The sequence below is a fragment of the Mycobacterium sp. 3-98 genome (assembly GCF_035918355.1).
GTDB lineage: Bacteria > Actinomycetota > Actinomycetes > Mycobacteriales > Mycobacteriaceae > Mycobacterium > Mycobacterium intracellulare.
In genome coordinates, this window is sequence record NZ_CP142360.1 from 3,318,322 (window position 1) to 3,342,296 (window position 23,975).

The window sequence follows — 23,975 nt, forward strand, 5'->3', positions numbered from 1 at the left end:
GGAGACATCATGACCGTCGACACCGCAGCACCCAGCGTCTTCGACGCAGGCCTGCCTACACTGCACTACGACATCACCGACACCGTGCACCAGGTCGCCCCGCGGATCCACGAGGCGCGCAAGCGATCTCCGATCGCCCTCGGGCCGTTGGGACCCGAGGTGCTCGGCTACGAACTCGCCCGAGGGATACTTCGCGATCCCCGGTTCGTCTTCCCGCCCGGCATGCACATGACGGCTCGCGGGATAACCTCCGGCCCGCTCTATGACCGGGTGCTGGGCACCATCCTCGGCATGGAAGGCGAGGAACATCGGCGCCTGCGCGGTCTGGTGTCCAGGGCCTTCACGCCGCGGGCGTCCGCGCGCATGGAAGACACCATCGAAAGGGTGATCAACGATTTGATCGATCAGGTCGCCGGCGCCGGCCGCTGCGACTTCGTCGCCGACATCGCCCGGCCCTACCCGATCCCGATCATCTGCGCGTTGTTGGGCGCACCACCCGAGGACTGGGAGCAGTTTTCCCTATGGGCGGAGGACATTTTCAAGATCGTGCGGTTCGACTCCGACCTGGCGAACGAGCAGCACATCGTGATGCGGGCGTGGGACGAGTTCGACGCCTACATCGACGACATGATCGCCGAACGGCGGAGCCGGTTGACCGACGACTTGATCTCCGAACTGATCCGCGCGCAGGACGACGGCGACCGGCTGAGCAACGCGGAGATGCGCATGCTGGCGTTCAGCATCCTGTCCGCCGGCACCGACACCACCCGCAATCAGCTGGCCGCGTGCATGCACGCGCTGTGCGATCACCCCGAGCAACTGGCGATGCTCCGCAAAAACCCCAACCTCGCGATGCCGGCCGTCGAGGAATGCATGCGCCATTCGCCCGCGGTCTGTACCACCCTGCGCACCGTCCTCGACGACGTCACATTCGCCGATTACACCTTTCCGGCCGGCACCTTCATTTCAGTGAATACCTTTGCCGCCAACTGCGATCCGCAGGTCTATGCGCACCCGGGCCGGTTCGACATCACCCGCGAGGACCCGCCGCCCATTCTGACGTTCGGCGGCGGTGCCCACTATTGCCTGGGCGCGAACCTCGCCCGAACGGAACTCGCCGGAGCGCTCAAAGTCCTCGCCCGGCGCATGACCAACCCGCGGCGCGTAGCGACGGCGCAGTGGAAACCGATGCTGGGACTGAGCGGGCCGGTCGGTCTGGAGATGGAATTCGACTAGCTCAGCGCGTCGTCCGCGGCCAGCTCCAGGACGTGGATTTCGCCCGTCGCGCCGTCGACCTCGACCAGGGCACCCGGCGGCAACGACTTGGTCGCCCCCTGAACGTCGACGACACAGGGGAAGCCGAATTCGCGGGCCACCACCGCGGCGTGGGACATCGGGCCGCCCAGTTCGGTCACGACGGCGGCGGCGTAACAGAACGCCGCCGTGTATCCGACGTCGGTGACCTCGGCGACGAGGATCTCGCCGGGCTGCAGGTCGTCGATGGTGTCGGGGCGCACGATCCGTACCCGGCCGCGCACCCGCCCGCCGCACACCCCGACCCCGCGCAGGGTGTCCCCGCCGGCCAGGGCGGGCGACGAGGGCGCGGTTGGCTGCCAGCTTCCGCTGAACACCGTCGGCGGCGCCACCGCGACCAGCCGGCGTTGCTCGGCCCGGCGCCGGGCCACCAGCGCGCCCACATCCGCCGGCAGGGCATCCAGTTCGTCGACGAGCAGATAGAAGACATCATCGGCGGCTTCGAAGACGCCCGACTCGACCGCCCTGCGCCCGTACTCGCGCAGCAGCGTGCGCAGAACCCAGTTGGCCCGCACCACCTTGTCGCGGCGGACCTCACGGTCGCGCAGTTGCTGGGTGGCCAGCACCGCAATTGGCTTGGCGTGCAACGGAATCTGGGGGCGCTGGGGTTGCTGCGCCGACGGCGCGCTCATCGCCCTGGTCACCATCCGGACCAGCAGCTCGGGGTCGTCGGCGTAGCTGGTTGACAGCATCTCGAGCTCGGCGGGCCCACGGTGGCCGATGAGCGCCAGCTCGGCCAGCAGCGCGGCATGGAATTCCGGTGCCTCGACGGCCAGCTTGTCCAGCCGGTCCCCCGGTTCTGCCAGTAGCGCCGTCACTTTCGGATCGCGCTGCGCGGCAACCACCAACCGCTGCATCGCCTCGACCGAACGCGCGCTGACCAATTCGGGCCCACCGGGGGCGGCGACGTCCCGCCCGCACAGACCACGCAGCAGCACGTTGAACGCCGCGCACAGCAGGAATGAGCCGGCGGCGAGCACCCAGCCGTGCACCACCTGGTCCCGCGCCAGCGAGATAAGGCTCAGCAGCCGGCGATCGTCGATTCCGGCGAGGTCCCCTTCGGTCAGGCGTTCCAGGCGATCGACGTCGGCAACGAATTCGCGGGTGTCCAGGGGCGCGCCGGCCGACAGGCCGATCAGGTTGACGCCGAATACCCCGATGTTGCGGACGGTGCGCAGTCGCTTGCGGATTCGATCGATGTCGGAGTGCGGATGTTCCTCACCGAAGATCGGCAGGGCGGCCATGCTGGGGCCGAAAAATCCGCTGTTGCTCACCACCGTCGTGGGCTTCACGAAAGGCACCGTCTCGGCCATGAAGTGCGCGGTCGTGATCGCGCCGTACAGGCGGTGGGCGAACACCGCGACCATGCGCATCGCGATTTCGCGCTGGATCTTGCCCCCCGGGCGCAACCGCTCGGCAACGCACACCGCGCTGGCCCGCAGTCCCCGGACCGTCGCCGACGCCGACGCCGGCGAGAACGGGCCGGGTAGTGCCTCCGACAGGTTCGTGGCCAAAAACGTCGGAAAGCGCGGGTCGATCGGTGTGTCGAATTCCCCGTTATCCCCCGCTGCGCCCGCCAAATTCGGCTTGACGCCGTCGTCGCTCGGCGCGTCGACCGAGGGTAGGTCCTGGATGGTGGCCAGGCGCCAGGGCAGCGATATCACCCGCTTGCCCACGGTGACCCGGCCGCGCACGGCCAGCGCGAAATCGTCGATGCATTCGGTGGATTCCCACGCGGGCCGAAATCCCCACTCGTGCTGCAATCGCGAGAGATCCATGAGCGGAGCGCCCTGCGCCCGTTGCAGTTCGCCCGGCTCGAAGCCCAGCCGCACGACCGGGCGCCCGAGAGCGGCGGCGATCTGCCGGAAGGTCACCTGTCCGGCAGCGGCGAGATTGACCGGGCCGCTGTCGATTTCACCGTCCACGATCGCCTGGTTGAACAGCCGAAGCGCGTCGTCGAGATGGACGACTTGCATGCGGTGATCGCTGGACCGGGCGGGAAACACCGGTAGCGCCAGCATCCGGCGCACCCAGTTGTCGACGCTTCGGCCGAGGATCAGCGCGGAGCGGATCGCGACCCATTCCGTGCCCGCTTCCGCGACCATGCGTTCGACCTGGGCGTTGAGTTGGCCGTCGACGGTGACCGGGGTCAAGGCATCGTGTTCGGCCTTGGGCGCACCGCCGCCGCCGCCGTAGACGTGCGCCGTCGACGCGAAAACGATTCTCCTGGACCCGGTCTCGACCATCGCGTCGAGCACGTTGCGGGCGCCGTCGATGTTGACCTCGTGACCGATCCGTTCGTCTGGTCCGGGAGTGTTCGCCCACGCGCAGTGCGCAACCACTTCCGCGCCCGCCAGGGCGCGCTTGACCGCGGCGGCATCACGGATGTCGGCGTCGACGAAGTCGGCTGCGCTCGGCCAGCTTTCGGGGCGGTTTCGGGCAAGGCCGACGACATCGTGGCCCTGGGTGAGCAGCCGCATGGCGAGTCCGCGGCCGAGCACTCCGCTGGCCCCGGTGACAGCAATTCTCACTGAATGCCTTTGGTGGTCATAGGTGGCTAGTCGTCGTCGTCCAGCAGCGCCGCGTTGACCAGGTCATCGAGGTCCATGTCGGCGATGTCCTTTTCGGTGGTCGCCGGCGCCGCGGACTGCGCGTTGCCGTTGGATTCGTCGGCCAGCGCCAGCAGCAGTTCCAAAACGCCGGCCTGTCGGAGCCGCTTGACCGGAATCGACCCGACGACGCGCTGGATCTCGGCTTCGCCCGGCGCCGCGCCCCCCGGGGTTTGTTCCGACGCCCCCACGAGTTCTCGGTGCATGTAGCCCGCCAGCGCCGCGGAGTTCGGATAGTCGAAGATGAGCGTGGGTGAAAGCGCCAGCCCGGTCGCGGCTTTGAGCCGGTTGCGCATCTCGACTGCGGTCAGGGAGTCGAAGCCAAGCTCCTGGAACGCCCGGTCCGGGTGGATCGCCTCCGGGCTGGAGCTGCCGAGCACGGTGGCGATGTGCGAACGCACCAAGTCCAGCAGTATCGCCTGCTGCTCGTCCTCGGGGAGCCCCTCGAGGCGTTGCAGCAGAGCGGATTTCGACTTGGCGGCGGTCAGCGAGTCGTCGACCTGGCGTCGCGTCGGCGCGTTGATCAGATCGACGAACATGGGCGGCAGCGTGCCCGAGTCGAACTTGACCCGCAGCGCCGCGAGGTCGATGTGGGCGGGCAGCATGAACGGCTCGTCGACGATGAGCGCGGTGTCCATCAGCTCCAGCGCCTGCTCCGAGGACATCGCGACGATCCCGTCCCGGCCGAACCGGGCGAGGTCGGCGGCGCCCAGCCCGCCGGTCATGGCGCTGGCCTGATCCCACAGCCCCCAGCCCAGCGAGATCGCCGGCAGGCCGTGGGCGCGTCGATGCGCGGCCAACCCGTCCAGGAACGAGTTGCCGGCGGCGTAGTTGGCCTGTCCCGAGGCGCCCGCCAGGCCGGCGATCGACGAAAACATCACGAAGGCCGACACATCCAGGTCGCGGGTCAACTCGTGCAAGTTCCATGCCGCATCGACCTTGGAACGCAGCACCGCGGCCATCCGCTCGGGATTCAGCGACGTCACCACCGCGTCGTCCAAGACGCCGGCGGCATGGATCACCCCCGTCAGCGGGCGTTGCATCGGGATGTCGGCGATCACCTTGGCCAAGGCCTCGCGGTCGGCGGCATCGCAGGCCACCGCCTCCGCGTGCGCGCCGGCCGCCCTCAGCTCGGCCACGAGCTCCGCCGCCCCCGGCGCATCAAGACCGCGCCGGCTGACCAACACCACGTTCCGCGCGCCGTGGCGGGTCACGACGTGCCGCGCGACCGCCGAACCGGCCATCCCGGTGGCGCCGGTGATCAACACGGTGCCCGCCGTCCACGCGTCCGGCATGGTCATGACGACCTTGCCGACGTGGCGGGCCTGGCTCAGATAGCGCAGCGCGGCGGGCGCACGGCGCACGTCGAATCGGGTCACCGGCAGCGGCCTCAGCACGTCTTCGGCGAACATGGCGGCCAGCTCGTCGAGCATCTGGGCGATGCGGTCCGGTCCGGCTTCGAAGAGATCGAAGGCGCGGTAACGCACCCCGGAGTGGTCGCGCGCGACGACCTCGGGGTCGCGGATGTCGGTCTTGCCCATCTCCAGGAACACCCCGCCCGGCGCGACCAGCCGCAGGGAGGCGTCCACGAATTCGCCGGACAGCGAGTCGAGCACGATATCCATCCCGGCCGTGCCGGTCCTGCCGGTGACCGCGCGGAACTTGTCCTCGAACTCAAGGCTGCGCGAATCGCCGATGTGGTCGTCGTCGAACCCCATGGCCCGCAGCGTGTCCCACTTGCCACGGCTTGCCGTCGCGAACACTTCCAGCCCGATCTGGCGGGCCAGCTGGACCGCGGCCATTCCTACCCCGCCGGCGGCGGCGTGCACCAGCACCCGCTGACCGGGCTTCGCGGCGGCCAGATCCACCAGGGCGTAGCGCGCCGTGGCGAACACCACCGAAGCAGTCGCCGCGGCGGTGTGTGACCATCCCGCCGGCACCTTGACAAGCAGGCGCTCGTCGGTTTTGGCGATCGTTCCGGTGCCGTCAGGGAACAGCCCCATGACGCGGTCGCCGACCTCGAAACGCCCGTCCTGCGAGGCGGTTTCGGTGATCACGCCGGCTGCCTCGATGCCCATGATCGCGTCCGGGTCGGGATAGAGGCCCAACGCGATCATGACGTCACGGAAGTTGGCGGCGATGGCCGACAGCGCCACCCGCACCTGCCCGGGTCCCAGCGGCGCGTCGGCGTCGGGAATCCGCTCTATCCGCAGATTCTCGATCGTGCCGTAGCTGCTCATGCCCAACCGCCACGGGCCCTGCTCGGGCGGCGTCAGCAGGCCGCCGACCGCGCGGCTGCCGAGCACCCGCGCGGTGTAGACCATCCCGTTGCGCCGCAACGCCTGCGGCTCGCCGACCGCCAACACGGCGGCGATCGCATCGGGATCCAGCGGCGCGTCCGTGTCGACGAGCACGATGCGGCCGGGGTGTTCGGTCTGCGCCGACCGCACCAGGCCCCACACCGCCGCGCCGGCCAAATCGGTGACGTCCTCCCCGGGCAACGTCATCGCGCCCCGGGTCGCCACCACCAGCGTCCCGGTGACGTCGCGGGACAACCAGGACTGCAGCACCGGCAGCACCGCTCGCGTCGCCGCGTACACCTCGGTGATCACGTCGCCCGACACCGGCTCCGATTCGAACAGCACCACGGATAGTCCGGCCTCGCCGTTGTCGTATTCCGCGGATTCCGGTGCACCCCAAGCGCTTACCGACACCGGCTGCACCGTCGATGTCGGCTGAGCGGACCAAATCAGCTCGAAGAGCCGGTCCGGTCCCGAGTTAGACACCGCGGCCAGGAGCTGCTGATCGGTCACCGGACGGGCCACCATCGATGCCACCGAGAGCACCGGCAGTCCGAGCCCATCGGCCAGTTCGATCGATACCGCCGAGGCGCCCACGGGCATGATCCGGGCGCGCACCGCCGCCGCCCCCGCGGCGTGCAACGACACCTGCTGCCAGGAGAACGGCACCAGTATCGAACCCGGGGCGAGCTCGTCGCTCTCGGACGACAAGATGACCGCGTGCAGCGCCGCGTCCAGCAGCACCGGGTGGACCCCGAACCCGCTCACCGACACCCCGGCGTCGGACGGCAGGGTCACTTCGGCGAAGATTTCGTCGCCACGGCGCCACATCGAGGTCAGGCCACGGAACGCGGGCCCGTACCCGTAACCACGCTCGGCCAGTTGCTCGTACCCGTCGCCGACCTCCACCGGGACCGCCCCCGCGGGTGGCCACGCGGACAGGTCCGCGCCCGGCTCCACCGACCCCGCGCGCAGCACGCCTTCGGCGTGCAACGACCAGCCCGAGCCCGCTTCGGCCCGTGAGAACACCGACACCGCGCGCGCACCCGAGTCGTCCGGGCCACCGACCACGACCTGAACCGCGACCGAGCCGCCGGCCGGGAGCACCAGCGGCGCGGCCAGATTCAACTCGTCGAGGATTCCGCAGCCCACCTCGTCGCCGGCGCGGATGGCCAACTCGACGAATCCCGCACCCGGGAACAGCACGACACCGCCGACGGCATGATCGGCCAGCCAGCCTTGCGTACCCGAGGACAACCGACCGGTCAACACCACCCCACCCGACGCCGGCAGTTCGACCACCGCGCCCAGCAGGGCGTGTTCGCCGGGGGCCAGGCCCAGGCCCGCGGCATCGGCGGGGGCATCGTCGCGCGAGAGCCAAAAGCGCCGCCGATCAAAGGCATACGTGGGCAGTTCGACGAGATTCGCCGTGCCGATGGCGCCGCGCCAGTCCACCGCCATGCCGGCGACGAACCCGTGCGCGACGGCGTTGACCAGGGCCGTCGGCTCCGGCCGGTCCTTGCGGAGCGCGGACATCGTCGTTACCGGGTTGTCGGCCAGCGTTTCCTCGATCGACGCCGTCAGACCGCTGCTCGGCCCAACTTCGAGGAATCGGTTGCCGCCGGCCGCATGGACGAATCGGACGCTGTCGGCGAATCGCACCGCCTCGCGGACGTGCCGCTTCCAGTACGCCGCGGTTCCGAAGTCATCGGTGGCCAGCCCGCCGGTCACGTTGGACACGATCGGGATGGTCGGCTTGCCGATGGTCAGTCCCGCCGCCACGGTGCCGAATTCGTCGATCATGGCGTCCATCAACGGGGAGTGGAACGCGTGCGAGACGGCGAGTTGATGGACGCGGCGGCCCTCGGCGCGGAGCTGGTCCGCGATCGCGGTCACCGCGCCTTGCGTTCCCGAAATCACCACGGAGGCAGGCCCGTTGACGGCAGCGATGCCCACGCTGTCTTGTTCGGAGGGCACGAGCAGCGGCCGCACCTCGTCTTCGGTGGCCTGCACGGCGACCATCGCCCCGCCCGCAGGCAGCGCCTGCATGAATCGGCCGCGGGCGGCGACGAGGACGGCGGCGTTCTTCAGCGACAGGACGCCGGCGGCGTGGGCGGCGGACAGCTCGCCGATCGAGTGGCCCATCACGAAGTCGGGGTGTATGCCCCAGGATTCGAGCAGCCGGAACAGCGCGACTTCCACCGCGAACAGCGCTGGCTGCGCGAATTCGGTGGTGTTCAGCAGGCTTTCGTCGCTGCCCCAGATGACGTCGCGCAGGGGGCGCAGCAGGTGCTGGTCCAGTTCGGCCAGGACGGCGTCGAAGGCCTCGGCGAACATCGGGTACGCGTCGTGCAATCCCCTACCCATGCCGAGTAGTTGGGAGCCCTGACCGGGGAAGACGAACACGGTCTTGCCGCCGGGCGCCGCCGTCCCGCGAATGATTGATTGGGCCAGTTCGTCTGCGGCCAGCTCGTCCAGCCCGGCCAGCAGGCGGTCACGGTCATCGGCGACGATGACGGCCCGCTGTTCGAAGGTCGACCGGCCCGCCAGCGTCCAGCCCACATCGACGGCGTCCAGATCCGGGTGGGCGCGCAGGTGGGTCGCCAGCCGGGCGGCCTGAGACCTCAACGCCGACGGCGATTTCGCCGACACCACCCACGGGAGGACCGGCACCTCGGGGCGCTCGGTGACCTGAACGGTTTCGGCGGGTGCGGCCTCGATGATCACGTGGGCGTTGGTGCCGCTGATGCCGAACGACGACACCCCGGCCCGGCGCGGACGCTCCGCACTCCAGGCCCGGGCCTCGGTGAGCAACGACACCGCACCCGCCGACCAGTCGACATGCGGGCTGGGCTCATCGACATGCAGTGTCGCGGGCAGCGTTTCATGGCGCATGGCCTGCACCATCTTGATCACACCGGCAACACCCGCGGCGGCCTGCGTGTGGCCCATGTTCGACTTGATCGACCCCAGCCACAACGGCCCGCCCGAACCACGGTCCTGCCCATAAGTCGCCAACAACGCCTGCGCCTCGATCGGATCACCCAACGTCGTCCCGGTGCCATGCCCCTCGACCACATCCACCTCGGCCGCCGACAACCCCGCATTGGCCAACGCCGCACGCACCACCCGCTGCTGCGAGGGACCATTGGGCGCAGTCAACCCATTGGAGGCACCATCCTGATTGACCGCCGAACCCCGCACCACCGCCAACACCGGATGACCCAACCGCTGCGCATCCGACAACCGCTCCACCACGAGCATGCCGCCGCCCTCGGAGAATCCGGTGCCGTCGGCCGCGCCGGCGTACGCCTTGCACCGGCCGTCGACGGACAACCCGCGCATGCGGCTGAACTCGACGAAGATGTCGGGCGTCGCGTTGACCGTGACGCCGCCGGCCAGCGCCAGATCGCACTCCCCCGAACGCAACGACTGCACCGCCATGTGCAACGCCACCAACGACGACGAGCACGCCGTGTCCACCGACACCGCCGGACCCTCCAGCCCCAGCACATACGACACCCGCCCCGAGGCCACACTCGAGGACTGACCGGTCAGCCGGAAGCCTTCCGCGGTGGGCGCGGCGTCGATGCCGTAGCCCTGCGTGTACACGCCGGCGAACATGCCGGTGGCACTGCCACGCAGCGCGCCGGGTTCAATTCCCGCCCGCTCCAAGGCTTCCCAGGAGAGCTCGAGGAACATGCGTTGCTGCGGATCCATCGCCAGGGCCTCACTCGGCGCGATGCCGAAGAAGGCCGGATCGAAATCCGCGACACCATCGACGAAACCGCCGGTCCGGGTGTAGCAGGTGCCCGGGACGTCGGGATCAGGGTTGTACACGCCGGCCAGATCCCAACCGCGGTCGGTCGGGAAATCGGAGAGGACGTCGCGGCGCTCGGTGAGCATCTGCCACAGATCCTCGGGCGAATTCACCCCGCCGGGATAGCGGCACGCCATGCCGACGATCACGATCGGATCGTCCTCGGTGGCGCGCGCGACCGGGGCGTGCTTGATCTCCTGCGGGGCCCCGGCGAGTTCGGTGCGGATGTAGCCGGCCAGGCCGTTGGGTGTCGGGTAGTCGAATATCAGCGTGGGCGAAAGCGCCAATCCCGTCGCGGTTTTGAGCCGGTTGCGCATTTCGACCGCGGTCAGCGAGTCAAAGCCCAACTCCTGGAACGCCTTGTCCGGGTCGATCGCCTCGGCGGAGGTGTTGCCCAGCACGGTGGCGATGTGGGAGCGCACCAGGTCCAGCAGCACGGCGTGCTGCTCGGCTTCGGACAGGCCGTCGAGGCGATGCGCCAGAGCCGATTTGGACTTCGCGGCCGCGAGCGAGTCGTCGACCCGGCGCCGCGTGGGCGCGTTGACCAGGTCGGCGAACATCGGCGGCACCGCGACCGCGTGGGCGCGCAGCGCGCCGAGATCGATGCGGGCGGGCGCCAGGAAGGGTTCGTCGACGATCAATGCCGTGTCGAACAGTTCCATGGCCTCGTCCGAGGACAGCGCCAGGATCCCGTCGCGGCCCAGCCGGGCGAGGTCGGCGGCGTCGAGCCCGCCGGTCATGGCGCTGGCCTGGTCCCACAGGCCCCAGCCCAGCGAGATCGCCGGCAGCCCGTGCGCGCGCCGATGCGCCGCGAGCGCGTCGAGGAACGAGTTCGCGGCGCCGTAGTTGCCCTGGCCCGACGAGCCCACCAGCCCGGCCATCGAGGAAAACATCACGAATGCCGACAGATTCAGGTCGCGGGTCAGTTCATGCAGGTTCCAGGCCGCGTCGATCTTGGACCGCAGCACCGCGTCGATCCGCTCGGGTGTCAGCGAGGTGAGCATCGCGTCGTCGAGCACGCCGGCCGCGTGGATCACGCCGGACAGAGGCCGAGTCGCCGAGAGTTCGGTGATCACCGCGGCCAGCGCCGTCCGGTCGGCCGCGTCGCAGGCGATCACTCGCGCCCGGGCGCCGGCCGCTTCCAGCTCGGCGATCAGCTCGGCGGCTCCCGGCGCGTCCGGTCCGCGCCGGCTCAGCAGCGCCAGGTCCTCGACGCCGTGGTGCGCCACCAGGTGACGCGCCAGCGTCGATCCCGCCATGCCGGTCCCGCCGGTGATCAGCACGGTGCCCGAGGCCAGGCCGGCACCCGGTCCGGTAGGCACAGTCATGACGACCTTGCCGATGTGGCGGGCCTGGCTCAGGTACCGCAAGGCCGCGCGACCGCGCCGCACGTCAAAGGTCGTCACCGGCAACGGTTCCAGGACCCCGGCGTCGAACAGGCCGGCGAGCTCGATCATCCACTGATGCATGCGAGGACGTCCGGGCTCGAACAGGTCGAAGGCGCGGTAGCGGACGTCCGGGTATTCCTGGGCCACCGCGCCCGGGTCGCGGATGTCGGTCTTGCCCATTTCCAGGAACATGCCGCCCGGGGCGACCAGGCGCAGGGAGGCGTCGACGAATTCGCCGGCCAGCGAGTCCAGCACCACGTCCATGCCGGCCCCGCCGGTGACCGAGCGGAACTTGTCCTCGAACTCGAGGCTGCGGGAGTCCGAGATGTGGTCGTCGTCGAAGCCCATGGCCCGCAACGTGTCCCATTTGCCGCGGCTCGCGGTGGCGAACACCTCCAGGCCGAGGTGCCGGGCGAGCTGGACGGCGGCCATCCCGACCCCACCCGCGGCGGCGTGCACCAACACTCGCTGCCCGGGCTGGACCTCGGCCAGGTGGATGAACGCCATGTAGGCGGTGGTGAAAACCGCTGAGATGCCGGCGGCTTCGGCGTAGGACCAGTCGGCCGGCTTGCGCTGCAGCAGACGGACGTCGCCGGGCACCAGGGTGCCGCTGCCGTCGGGGAAGAAGCCGTACACCGAATCGCCGACCTCGAATTCGGTGACACCCGGTCCGACCTCGACCACGACTCCGGCGCCTTCGCCGCCGAGCAGCGCCTCGTGGGTGAACATGCCCAGGGTGATCATGACATCGCGGAAGTTGGTGGCGATCGCGCGCAGGGCCACCCGAACCTGACCCGGCTCCAGTGGAGCGTCGGCGTTGGGAACCGGCTCGAGTTGCAGGTTTTCGAAGGTGCCCGCGCTGCTGATGCCCAGCCGCCAGGGGCCGCTTTCCGGCGGTGTCATGATGCCGCCGACCGCACGGCTGCCCCGCACCCGTGCGGTGTGGGCCTTGCCGTCGCGCAGCAGCACCTGCGGCTCGCCGACGGCGAGAGCGGTCGCTATCGCGCTATCGTCCAGCGCGACATCGGAATCCACCAGCACGATCCGGCCGGGATGCTCGGTCTGCGCCGACCGGACCAGCCCCCACACCGCCGCGCCGGCCAGGTCGGGGACGTCCTCCCCCGCCAGTCCCATCGCGCCGCGCGTCGCGACGACCAGCAGCCCGGAGTCGCGCTCGGACAGCCACGACCGCACGGCGGCCAGGGCCTCATGCGTGCGACGATACGATCCCGTGATCGGGTCTTCCTCGGCCGCAAGGGATTCGAAGACTTCGTGCGGGGGCGTCTCGCCCGCGCCGGCGGTCGCCGGCGACCACTCCACCTCGAAGAGCCGGTCGGGACCCGAGGCCGACACCGCCGCGCGCAGCTGCCGCTCGCTCACCGAGCGCGCCACCATCGCGCGCACCGACAGCACCGGCAATCCGAGGCCGTCGGCCAGTTCGATCGACACCGCACTGGCGCCCGCCGGCGCGATGCGTGCGCGCACCGCCGATGCGCCCGCGGCGTGCAGCGACACGCCCTGCCAGAAGAACGGCAACACCACTTCGTCGGTGTGGTCGGCCATTTGGTGGCCGATGACCAGCGCGTGCATGGCCGCGTCGAGCAGCGCCGGGTGCACGCCGAACCCATTGACGCTCCCGGCGGCGTCGGGCAGCCGCACCTCGGCGAAGATCTCGTCGCCGCGCACCCAGGCCGCGGTCAGGCCCTGGAACGCCGGGCCGTAACCGTAACCGCGGGCGGCCAATTGCTCGTAACCGTCGGCCGGGTCGACCGCGACGGCGCCCGCCGGCGGCCAGGCCGACAGGTCCGCGCCCGGCTCGACCGAGCCGGTGCTCAGTGTGCCCTCGGCGTGGCATACCCAGCCCGAGCCGGTGTCCGGCCGCGAGAAGATCGACACGACGCGCTGACCGGTTTCCGTGGCCGGGCCCACCACGACCTGTACGGCCACCGATCCCGCTCCGGAGCCCTTGGCGGGCAACATCAATGGCGCCTGCAGGGTCAGTTCGTCGACCGTCGAACACCCGACTTCGTCGCCGGCGCGGATCGCCAATTCCACAAAGCCGGCCCCGGGGAACACGACCGCACCGGACACGGCGTGGTCGGTCAGCCACCCCTGCAGGCTGGGCGACAGGCGGCCCGTCAGCACGACCCCGCCCGAGGACGGCAGTTCGACCACTGCGCTCAGCAGCGGGTGCTCGCTGGCTCCCAGGCCCAGGCCGGTGGCGTCGGCCGCGGCTCCTTCGCCGGACAGCCAAAACCGCCGGCGGTCAAAGGCATACGTGGGCAGCTCGACGAAGCCGGCCCCGTCCAGCACACCACGCCAACCCACGCTCACTCCCGCGACGAACGCGGTGGCAGCGGACGTCAGGAATCGGTCGAGCCCGCCGTCGTCGCGACCCAGGGTCGGAATGACCTTGGCTTCGGAGGCCTCGGCGTCGCGGCCGGCATGATGGTTGGCGGTGTCCTCGATGCCCGCGACCAGGGCCGGGTGCGGGCTGGATTCGATGAACGTCCGGTATCCGTGCTCGCTCGCGCTCCGCACGGCCTGGTCGAACTGCACGGTCTGCCGGATGTTGCGGTACCAGTAGTCGGCGTCCAAACCCGCTGTGTCCAGGCGGTTTCCGGTCACGGTGGAAAAGAACGCGATGCGCGAGGAACGCGGCTCGATGCCGGACAGCGCCTGGGCGAGGTCGTCGCGGATCGCCTCGACCTCCACCGAGTGCGAGGCGTAGTCCACGTCGATGCGCCGGGTCCGCAGTTCGAGGTCGGCGCAGAACCCGACGAGTTCGTCGAGCGCGGCCACGTCGCCCGACACCACGACCGCCGACCGGCCGTTGACGGCGGCGATGCTGACCCGACTACCATAGGGCGCCAACAACTCCCGGGCCCGCTCGGTGCTGCAGGCGATCGACAGCATGCCCCCGGGGCCGGCCAGCGAGCGCAGCAGCTTGCTGCGCAGCGTGACCACCCGGGCTGCGTCGCGCAACGACAAGGCTCCCGCGACGTAGGCCGCGGCGATTTCCCCTTGCGAGTGGCCGATCACCGCGTCCGGGCTCACCCCGACCGATTTCCACAGCTCGGCCAGCGACACCATCACCGCGAAGAGCACCGGCTGCACCACGTCGACGCGATCCATTCCGGGTGCGCCGGGTGCGCCGCGCAGCACGTCGATCAGCGACCAGTCGACGAATTCGGCGAACGCCTCTTCGCACGCCTGGATCTGTTGTGCGAATACAGGTGCGGTATCGAGCAGTTCGATGCCCATGCCCAGCCATTGGGAGCCCTGTCCGGGGAAGACGAACACGGTCTTGCCCGCCGGCGTCGCGATGCCCCGCAGGACGGACCCGGTCGGGTCATCGTTGGCCAGCTCGTCCAGCCCGGCCAGCAACCGGTCCCGATCGGCGGCCACCACGACGGCCCGATGCTCGAACGTCGCGCGACCGGCCAGCGTCCATCCCACGTCCGCGACGTCCAATTCGTGGTGGGCACGCAGGTATTCGGCCAGCCGCGCCGCCTGGGCCGCCAGCGCCCTGGCCGACTTCGCCGACAACGCCCACGGCACCACGGGCACCTCGGGGCGCTCGGTGACCTCAACGGTTTCGGCGGGGGCGGCCTCGATGATCACGTGGGCGTTGGTGCCGCTGATGCCAAACGACGACACTCCCGCCCGCCGCGGACGATCCGCACCCCACGGCTGGGCCTCGGTCAGCAACGACACCGCACCCGCCGACCAATCCACATGCGGACTGGGCTCATCGACATGCAGTGTCGCGGGCAGCGTTTCATGGCGCATGGCCTGCACCATCTTGATCACACCCGCCACACCCGCGGCGGCCTGCGTGTGACCCATGTTCGACTTGATCGACCCCAACCACAACGGCCCGCTAGTACCCCGATCCTGCCCATAAGTCGCCAACAACGCCTGCGCCTCGATCGGATCACCCAACGTCGTCCCGGTGCCATGCCCCTCGACCACATCCACCTCGGCCGCCGACAACCCCGCATTGGCCAACGCCCCACGCACCACCCGCTGCTGAGAGGGACCATTGGGCGCGGTCAACCCATTGGAGGCACCATCCTGATTGACCGCCGAACCCCGCACCACCGCCAACACCGGATGACCCAACCGCTGCGCATCCGACAGCCGCTCGACGACCAGGATCGCCCCGCCCTCCGACCAGCCGACGCCGTCGGCCGCGCCGGCGTACGCCTTGCATCGCCCGTCGGGTGCCAGTCCCCGGTGCCGGCTGAATTCGACAAAGACCGTCGGCGTGGCGTTGACGGTCGCGCCGCCGGCCAGCGCCAGATCGCACTCCCCCGAACGCAGCGACTGCACCGCCATGTGCAACGCCACCAACGACGACGAGCACGCCGTGTCCACCGACACCGCCGGACCCTCCAGCCCCAGCACATACGACACCCGCCCCGAGGCCACACTCGAGGTCATGCCGGTCAGCCGGTAGCCCTCGATCTCCTCGGCGAGCATGCCGTAGCCCTGCACGATGAGCCCCGCGAACACCCCGGTGGCGCTGCCACGCAGGCCGCTGGGGTCAATCCCGGCCCGCTCCAACGCTTCCCAGGACAGCTCCAGCAACATCCGGTGCTGGGGATCCATCGCCAGGGCTTCACTGGGCGCGATGCCGAAGAAGGCCGGATCGAAATCCGCGACACCGTCGACGAAACCGCCGGCGTTCACATAGCACTTGTGGCGGGCGTCGGGATCGGGGTCGTACAGCGCCGCGAGGTCCCATCCTCGGTCGGCGGGAAACTCCGAGATCACGTCGCGGCCGTCGGCCACCATTTGCCACAGCGACTCGGGGCTGTCGACGCCGCCGGGAAAGCGGCAGGACATACCGACGATCGCGATCGGCTCGCTTGACCGCTCCAGTAGCGCGCGATTGGTGCGCTTCAGGCGTTCAACCTGGACCAGCGCTTTCCGCAGCGCCTCGGTCGCATGCTGGAGTTGGTCCACCATCACTAAACCTCGCCCTAACCCTCACCTAATGTCTGGCCGTCTTGTCCCGCCGGCTGCGGTTGTCGCCGATTCACGGGATTCGCTGCACGAGGCGACGCCGTGTTTCGTTCGACCAGCGTCGTGCAGCTTTCCGACCCAAGAATGTTGCTGGTGAGTATGGCCAACTCCGACTGGATTTCAAAACGTCCGCTGCTCCCGATTGCTACAGGAGGACCGGCTTGGACAGGTGCGGCGCCCGCTCAGGCGAGGTGCGCCGCGCGCAGCCCGGTGAACTCGATGGACCACGGCCCGCTGCAGACGTGGCCCGTGGTCCATGGCGAGACTGTACCCGTCTAGCCATAGTCGGTGGTCAGGCGCAGTGTCAGACACCCGCTCGGCGCCAGCCGTCGGCGGCGCGGGCCGCGTGGATCAGCGCGTCGCACAACTGGCGCAGTTCGGTGGCCTCGGCGCCTTCCTCGAGGGCGGTGGCAACGTCCTCTGCGGCGCACCGCACCTGGTAGACGCGGTCGGAGAGGTCGGCCGCGTCGTCGGCCGACAGCACCACCGCGTCGTCGGGCACCGCCGCCGCGCCGTGCCGGTTCAACGAGGCACGTTGCTCGTAGGCCCGCTGCCGGCACGACTGCCGGCAGTACTGGCGGCGGCGGCCCATCCCCACGTCGGCGACGTCTCGACCGCACCAGCGGCAGGGCTGCGGGTGGGTACGGCGACTCACGCCTGCCGACTTTAGTCGGGGATCTCCTGCGATCCCGGTATCATTGATGGTCGCGTCGCGTACGCCGGCTGTACGCCGGGAACTGCGCAGATCGCCACAGCGTTGCTAATCGAGAGAGAATTGCACCACAGGGGGCCGCAGGGCTCCGAAACGACTTAAAGGAGTAGCACCCATGGCTGATCGCGTACTGAGAGGCAGTCGCCTCGGAGCCGTGAGCTACGAGACCGACCGCAACCATGACCTGGCGCCGCGCCAGCTCGCGAAGTACCGCACCGAGAACGGCGAGGAGTTCGAGGTCCCCTTCGCCGACGACGCCGAAATCCCCGGCACCTGGCTGTGCCGCAACGGGCTGGAAGGCACCCTGATCGAGGGCGACCTGCCCGAGCCCAAGAAGGTGAAGCCGCCGCGCACGCACTGGGACATGCTGCTGGAGCGCCGCTCGGTCGAAGAACTCGAAGAGCTGCTCAAGGAGCGCCTCGAGATCATCAAGACCCGTCGACGAGGCTGACCGCGCGGTTTAGCTGCGGTTGTCCGCCCTGGTGGCCCGCGCGCCCGACCGGCGGCCCTGAATGCCCCATCGGGTCACTTTGACCAGGGCTTCGCGGATGTTGGATCCGCTCATCTTGGACACGCCGAGCTCGCGTTCGGTGAACGTGATGGGCGCCTCGACGATGGTGAACCCGTTGCAGATGGTCCGCCACGTCAGGTCGATCTGGAAGCAGTAGCCCTTGGAGTCGACGCCGTCGAGGTCGATCGCCTCGAGGACCTCGCGCCGGTAGGCGCGGTAGCCGGCGGTGATGTCGTGCACCCCGATGCCCAGCGCCAGCCGCGCGTAGGTGTTGGCGGTCCAGGACAGCGCCCACCGCCGCCAGGGCCAGTTGCGCACCGTACCGCCGTCGACGTAGCGCGAGCCGATGGCCAGATCGGCGCCGCCGTCGACCGCGTCCAGCAGGCGGTGCAGCTGTTCGGGGGCGTGGCTGCCGTCGGCATCCATTTCGACGAGCACCGAGTAGTCACGGCTCAGTCCCCAGGCGAAGCCCGCCAGGTACGCCGCGCCCAGGCCGTCCTTGGCGGTGCGGTGCATGACGTGCGTGCGACCGGCGTCGGCCGCGGCCAGTTCCTCGGCCAGCTGGCCGGTGCCGTCGGGGCTGCTGTCGTCCACGATGAGCAGGTGCACGTGCGGGCACGCGTCCTTGAGCCGCCGGTGGATCACCGGCAGGTTCTCCAGCTCGTTGTAGGTCGGGATGATCACCAAGACGCGCTGGCTGGGACGATTGCCCGGGGCGTGGGGCGCCGGCTGGCCGGTGGTCATGTAGCTCCTCTGTGTCGCCCGAATTGAAAGCAAGTCGGCCGTCCCCGGGTGGGACGGAGTGTCGTCACCCGCCGTTGTCTGCCGGCGTGCGATCCCCGCCCTCGTCGGGCGCGGTGTCTGAGTCGTGCTCGTCGGGCGGGGATGTGCCCGGGGTCGCACCGGCCGTTTTGGAAGAACGTGCCGATCGACCCGAGGACCTGGTCCTGAGACGACTCGGACGCGGGAACCATCCATTGTGCCGTATCCCTGCCAAAATGACCGCCCCGGCCGCTGCCGCCATGATCCACTGCAACAGCGGCGCCCAGCGGGTTGCCGGCGTCAACTTGGTCTTGAGGCGCACCGGCATGTCCAGGTAGGCGGGCTGGAAGAAGTCGGTACGCGCCAACTCGCCGCCGTCGGGGGCGATCACGGCGCTGATCCCCGTCGTGCCCGCGACCACCACGTATCGGTCGTGTTCGACGGCCCTGACCTTGGCGAACGCCAGCTGCTGTTCGCTCATCGTCTTGTTGAAGGTGGCGTTGTTGGCCGGCACCGTCAGCAGCTGGGCGCCGCCCAGGACCGCGTGCCGCGGGACGCGGTCGAAGATCACTTCCCAGCACGTCGCGACCCCGACGGGCACCCCCGCCATGTGCACGACGTCACTGCCCGCCCGGGGCACCATGCTCCCGGCGCGGCCGGCGTACCCGGACAGATGCTTGAACAGCCAGGGCATCGGCAGGTACTCGCCGAACGGCTGGACGATTTCCTTGTCGTGGCGTTCGGCCGGGCCGGTGGCCGGGTTCCACACGATCATCGTGTTCGTGTAGTGCGGATCCTCCGGGGGGCGTCCCGGGACTTCGAGCACGCTGCCGATCAGGATCGGGGCGCCGATCGCGGCCGCGGCCTGCGATATCTCCAGCGCGGCGTCCGGGTTCACCAGCGGGTCGATGTCGGATGAGTCCTCCGGCCAGATCACGAATTGCGGTTGCGGCGCGGCCCCGGCGCGCACGTCGTCGGCCAGCGCCAGCGTCTCGCGGACGTGGTTGTCCAGCACCGCCCGTCGCTGCTCGTTGAACTCGAAACCCAGCCGCGGCACGTTGCCTTGCACCGCGGCGACGGTCACGGACGGCTCGCCTCCCGAGCCGGTGCCGGCGTGCCGCACCTGCGGCCAGACCATGGCCGACGCGAACAGCACCAGGCAGATGCAGACGCCGGGCAGCACCACCGCGGGCGGCGGCGGCTCGGTTTCCGCTCCCTCGGCCGCGCCGCGCACCGGGTGGCCCGCGCGCCACCACTTCACGATCTCCCGCGCGATGGCGGTCGCGCTGAAACCCACCAGCATGATGGCCATGGACAGCAGCGCGACGCCGCCGAGCTGAACCAGCGGCAGGAACGGTCCGTGCGTCTGGCCGAACGCCACGGAGCCCCAGGGGAAGCCGCCGAACGGGAAGACCGACTTCAGCCATTCCTGTGCGGCCCACAGCAGCGCGAACCAGATGGGCCAGGCGGGCAGCCGGCGCACGACGACGGCGCACAGACCGAAGGCGGCGGGAAACAGCGCCGACACGGCCGACAGCGCGACCCACGGCACGGAACCGACCAGGAGCCCGACCCACGGCAGCAGCGGCAGGTAGAAGGCCAGGCCGAACAGGAACGCGTAGCCCAGCCCGCCCGCCGGCGTCGTCGCGGGATGGGTCAGCACCCACGCCAGCAGCGCCGCGGCAATCACGGCAGCCCACCACCAGTTCAGAGTCGGGAAGCTGGCGCACAGCAGCAGGCCGCCCACCACGGCGCAGATCAGCCGGGTCAGCCGGGGCAGCAGTGCGGCCTGGGCGGCGGGCAGCCTCGCGATCACCGCGGTCACCAGCCCGGTCGCCGCCCGGCGGGCCACGGTCCCCAGTCGGTCGGTCAGCCGCGCGCGCTCGCGGGGCCGTTTCGGGTGCGCGTCGGCGGGCTCGTCGTCGCGTTCGGATTCGGCGTCGTCGCTGATCGGCTCGGCCCGTTCGTCCACCGGGTCGGCGGCGGCGGTTTGGTCCGGTTCGTCTTGGTCCGGGGGCTCCTCACCGCCCGACCAGTGCCTAGCCATGGATGACAGCGCCCCGATGCACGGTTCGCCGGCACCGCGGCAGGGCGTCGTCCGGGCCCAGGCGCGGCAACGCGGGCACGCGGGACCGCGGGTCGGTCGACCACCGCTGCACGGTGTCGCGCGGGGCGTGCACCTCCAGCGCCCCGGCATCCCAGATGGCGTACGACGCCGGCGCACCCGGCGTCAGGGTGCCCGCCTTGCCGTCGCGGTCACCGGCCGCGCGCCAGCCACCGCGGGTGGCCGCAGCAAACGCGGCCCGCGCCGAGACTGCGCTGCCCGCGGTGCGATGGTTGACGGCCGCGCGCACGCTCATCCACGGGTCGAAAACCGTCACCGGGGCGTCGGAACCTAGCGCGAGGGGCACGCCTTGGGATGCTAACAGCGCAAACGGGTTGAGCCGACTGCCCCGCTCGGCGCCGAGCCGGCGCGCGTACATGCCGTCGGCGCCGCCCCAAAGGGCGTCGAAATTGGGCTGCACGCTGGCGACGACGCCCCAGTGACCCAGTTTGGTGGCCTGCTCGGCGTCGATCATCTCGACGTGCTCGAGGCGGTGCCCGCAACGCGCGACGGCGACCGGCCCGAGGTCCGCGGCGACCCGCTCGAAGGCGTCCACGACGGTGGCGACGGCGGCGTCCCCGATGACGTGGAACCCGGCGGTGATCTCGGCCTCGGTGCACGCCCGCACGTGGGCCTCCACGGCGTCGGCGTCCAGGTAGCAGGTGCCCGCGCGGTCCGGCGCGTCGGCGTAGGGCTCGTGCAGCCAGGCGGTGCGCGACCCGATCGCGCCGTCGACGAACAGGTCACCGGCCAGGCCGCGCGCCCCGGTCGCGGCCATCAGCTCGCGGGCCTGCGCCGGGGTGCGCACCGCCTCGCCCCAGTAGCCGATCACCTCGACACCGTGCTCGAGAGACCGCAGCTGCAACCAGTCGTCGATCCCGCCGATCTGGGGACCGGCGCACTCATGCACCGCGACGATGCCGGCCGTTGCGGCGGCCTCAAGCGCCGCGGCGCGGGCCTCGGCGAGCTGCTCGGGGGTCAGCAGGGCGCGGGCGGCGGCGCGCACCAGATGGTGCGCGTCGCCGGTGAGGGGCCGCTGCTCACTGAAGCCGGGCGCCGAAGGAAGTTCCGCGACGAGGCGTCGCAGGCCCGTCGAGGCCGCCGCGGAGTGCACGTCCACGCGTGCCAGGTAGGCGGGTCGGTCGCCGAGAACGGCGTCGAGGTCGCTGGTGCCGGGCGGGGTGTTGTCCGGCCACGAGGTTTCATCCCACCCGTGCCCCCATACCGGTTGGCCGGGGTGGGCGGCGGCGTAGTCGGCGACCATCTGAATGCATTGCGCGCGCGAGCCGGCCCGGCGCAGGTCCAGCCCGCTCAGTGTCAGGCCGGTCGCGGTCAGGTGAATGTGGCTGTCGACGAATCCCGGCGCCACGAAACCGCCGTCGACGTCTTCGACAACGGCATCGGGGAACATGCTGCGCCCCACCTCGTCGCTGCCCAGCCAGGCGATGACGCCGCCGCGGACCGCCATCGCGGTCGCGTCGGGGTGCGAGGGGCTGTGCACCCGGCCGTTGACGAGCAGAGTCACCGGGCTATCAAGGGGACCATCAGCCACGTGCCCTGACGATGCAGGCCGTGAAACGGCCTGAGGAGGAAGGGGACCATCAGTCACGTGCCCTGACGATGCAGGCCGTGAAACGGCCTGAGGAGGAAGGGGACCATCAGTCACAGCCCAAAGCTACGTGCAATGGCAACTGTAATCGGCCCCGCCGGCTCAGCGCCCGTCGAAGCGCTGGGTTCGCACCGGTTCGACGTCCTTGACGTCGATGACCTCGCCGTCGATGTAGTCGCCGTGACCGCGGACGTCACCCGGGTAAGGACCGGCCGGATAGGGATCCGCGCGGAAGGTGGTGGCGTAACTGATTCCGGGCACCCGGCGCCGCAGCGTGCGCACCGCCATGGCGCCCAGCCCGGGGCCGGCGGCCGACCGCACCGGCGGAATGAGCAGCAACAGGCCCAGCGCCGTGCTGACGAGCCCGGGCATGAGGACAAGCAGCGCGGCCACACTGACCACCGCGCCGTCGCCGGCCGCGTCGCGTGAGCCGGCCGGCCCGGAGCGCAGTCTCCCGATTCGACGGATGAGGTGGGACCCTGCCATCGGAGCGACGATGCCCCACCCGAGCAGGAACGTCGCCAACAGCATCAGCAGGGTCCAACCCCATCCGATCGTCGACACCAGCGCGAAGATCACCGCCAGTTCGACGACGGCATAGACGAGCAACAGCCGCGACACCATGTCAGGCCAACGTCCGCGGACCGCGTTGGAGTTCCCGTGGTGCTCGTCCTCGCGATTGCAGTTAGATGACGCTATGACGACGATTCAGATCGATACCCCCGACGGACCGATCGATGCGTTACTGAGCACGCCGTCGGGACAGGGCCCGTGGCCGGGCGTGGTGGTGATCCACGATGCGTTCGGCTACGGCCGGGACAAGCAGTCGGCCAACGACCGCATCGCCCGGGCGGGATATCTGGCGCTCACCCCGAACATGTATGCCCGCGGTGGCCGGATCCGTTGCATCTCGCGGGTCATGAAGGAATTGCAGACGCAGCGCGGCCGGGCCCTCACCGACATCCTGGCCGCGCGCGATCACCTGAAAGCCATGCCGGAATGTTCCGGTCAGGTGGGCATCGCCGGTTTCTGCATGGGCGGCCAATTCGCACTTGTGATGTCGCCCAAGGGTTTTGGTGCTGCCGCGCCCTTCTACAGCACTCCCCTGCCCCGCAACCTCGACAAGACGCTCGATGGGGCGTGCCCGATCGTGGCCAGCTTGGGCGGTCGTGACCCGCTGGGACGGGGCGCGCCCGAGAAGCTGCGCAAGACGATCGCCGACAAGAACATCACCGCCGATGTGAAGGTCTACCCCGGCGCCGGGCACAGCTTCGCCAACGAACTTCCCGCCCAGGGTCTGCTTCGTATCACCGGCTTCGGCTACAACGAGGACGCCACAGAGGACGCCTGGCGCCGCGTGTTCGCGTTCTTCGGCGAACACCTGGCGGCCGGCGCGACGGCCTAGCGTTCACGCCACTTTCAGCTCGAGCCCCACATTGTTCTCCATGCCGCCGCGCAACTTGCTGAAGAAGTTGAACACCTTGCCCACGATGCCGTAGCGCTTGCCGATCGCGTCGTAGACCGCGGCGGTGTGCGACTTGTCGAGGATGACGGCGGTCCCCTCGACGGCCTCACTGGTGGGGCGTCCGTTCATCGTGCAGGTGGCCAGCGTGACGCGCGGGGTGTTGCGGATGCGCTTGACCTTCCACGACTGTTCCTGGGTGATGACCAGGAGCCGGCCTTGATCGGCGGCGGCCCAGATCGGCGTCGGCTTGGGCCTGCCGTCCTTGGTGAACGTGGTCAACAGGATGTATTGCGCCTTGGCGAGATCGGCGAACGTCGGTGTCACGGTGCCAACCTACCGCTCGTGGCAAT

Annotated in this window: 9 protein-coding genes and 1 pseudogene; 3 read left to right on the plus strand and 7 right to left on the minus strand. The window is 70.0% G+C overall.

Annotation, left to right across the window (positions count from 1 at the left end; all coding sequences use genetic code 11):
- Positions 1-9: 9 nt before the first annotated feature.
- Positions 10-1,236, plus strand: coding sequence for a cytochrome P450 (locus QGN30_RS15840; RefSeq protein ID WP_038536150.1), 1,227 nt, complete (start codon positions 10-12; stop codon positions 1,234-1,236).
- Here the strand turns inward: QGN30_RS15840 and QGN30_RS15845 are convergent.
- The 3 genes from QGN30_RS15845 to QGN30_RS15855 all read right to left on the minus strand — a co-directional run bounded on the left by QGN30_RS15845 (position 1,233) and on the right by QGN30_RS15855 (position 17,117).
- Positions 1,233-3,845 carry a sugar epimerase family protein gene (locus QGN30_RS15845; RefSeq protein WP_029385277.1) on the minus strand — a complete coding sequence of 871 codons (2,613 nt, stop codon included), beginning with the start codon at positions 3,843-3,845 and terminating at the stop codon, positions 1,233-1,235. The genes QGN30_RS15840 and QGN30_RS15845 overlap by 4 nt on opposite strands.
- A 26-nt stretch (positions 3,846-3,871) precedes the next feature.
- Entirely contained in the window at positions 3,872-16,405 is a 12,534-nt protein-coding gene (locus tag QGN30_RS15850; protein ID WP_095563035.1) for a type I polyketide synthase, read from the minus strand.
- 361 nt (positions 16,406-16,766) lie between these two features.
- Entirely contained in the window at positions 16,767-17,117 is a 351-nt protein-coding gene (locus QGN30_RS15855; protein ID WP_026071594.1) for a hypothetical protein, read from the minus strand.
- 172 nt (positions 17,118-17,289) lie between these two features.
- Between QGN30_RS15855 and QGN30_RS15860 the strand changes: the two genes are divergently transcribed.
- A complete protein-coding gene (locus QGN30_RS15860) occupies positions 17,290-17,625 on the plus strand; it encodes an RNA polymerase-binding protein RbpA (RefSeq protein ID WP_007770897.1) in 336 nt (111 codons plus the stop codon).
- Between the two features lie 9 nt (positions 17,626-17,634).
- Here the strand turns inward: QGN30_RS15860 and lnt are convergent.
- From lnt to QGN30_RS15875, 3 genes and pseudogenes are all read right to left on the minus strand, one after another.
- A pseudogene (gene lnt, locus QGN30_RS15865) lies at positions 17,635-20,494 on the minus strand (apolipoprotein N-acyltransferase).
- On the minus strand, positions 20,487-22,019 hold the full coding sequence (locus tag QGN30_RS15870) for an amidohydrolase (RefSeq protein ID WP_201406107.1): 1,533 nt from the start codon (positions 22,017-22,019) through the stop codon (positions 20,487-20,489). The pseudogene lnt and the gene QGN30_RS15870 overlap by 8 nt, the downstream one beginning before the upstream one ends.
- 243 nt (positions 22,020-22,262) lie before the next feature.
- Positions 22,263-22,784, minus strand: a complete 522-nt coding sequence (locus QGN30_RS15875; RefSeq protein WP_009953340.1) for an FxsA family protein — start codon at positions 22,782-22,784, stop codon at positions 22,263-22,265.
- 73 nt (positions 22,785-22,857) lie between these two features.
- Here QGN30_RS15875 and QGN30_RS15880 point away from each other — a divergent pair, with 73 nt between their 5' ends.
- Entirely contained in the window at positions 22,858-23,565 is a 708-nt protein-coding gene (locus QGN30_RS15880; protein WP_008256373.1) for a dienelactone hydrolase family protein, read from the plus strand.
- 3 nt (positions 23,566-23,568) lie between these two features.
- Here QGN30_RS15880 and QGN30_RS15885 read toward each other — a convergent pair whose 3' ends face one another.
- Entirely contained in the window at positions 23,569-23,949 is a 381-nt protein-coding gene (locus QGN30_RS15885; RefSeq protein WP_008256371.1) for a PPOX class F420-dependent oxidoreductase, read from the minus strand.
- Positions 23,950-23,975: the final 26 nt, after the last annotated feature.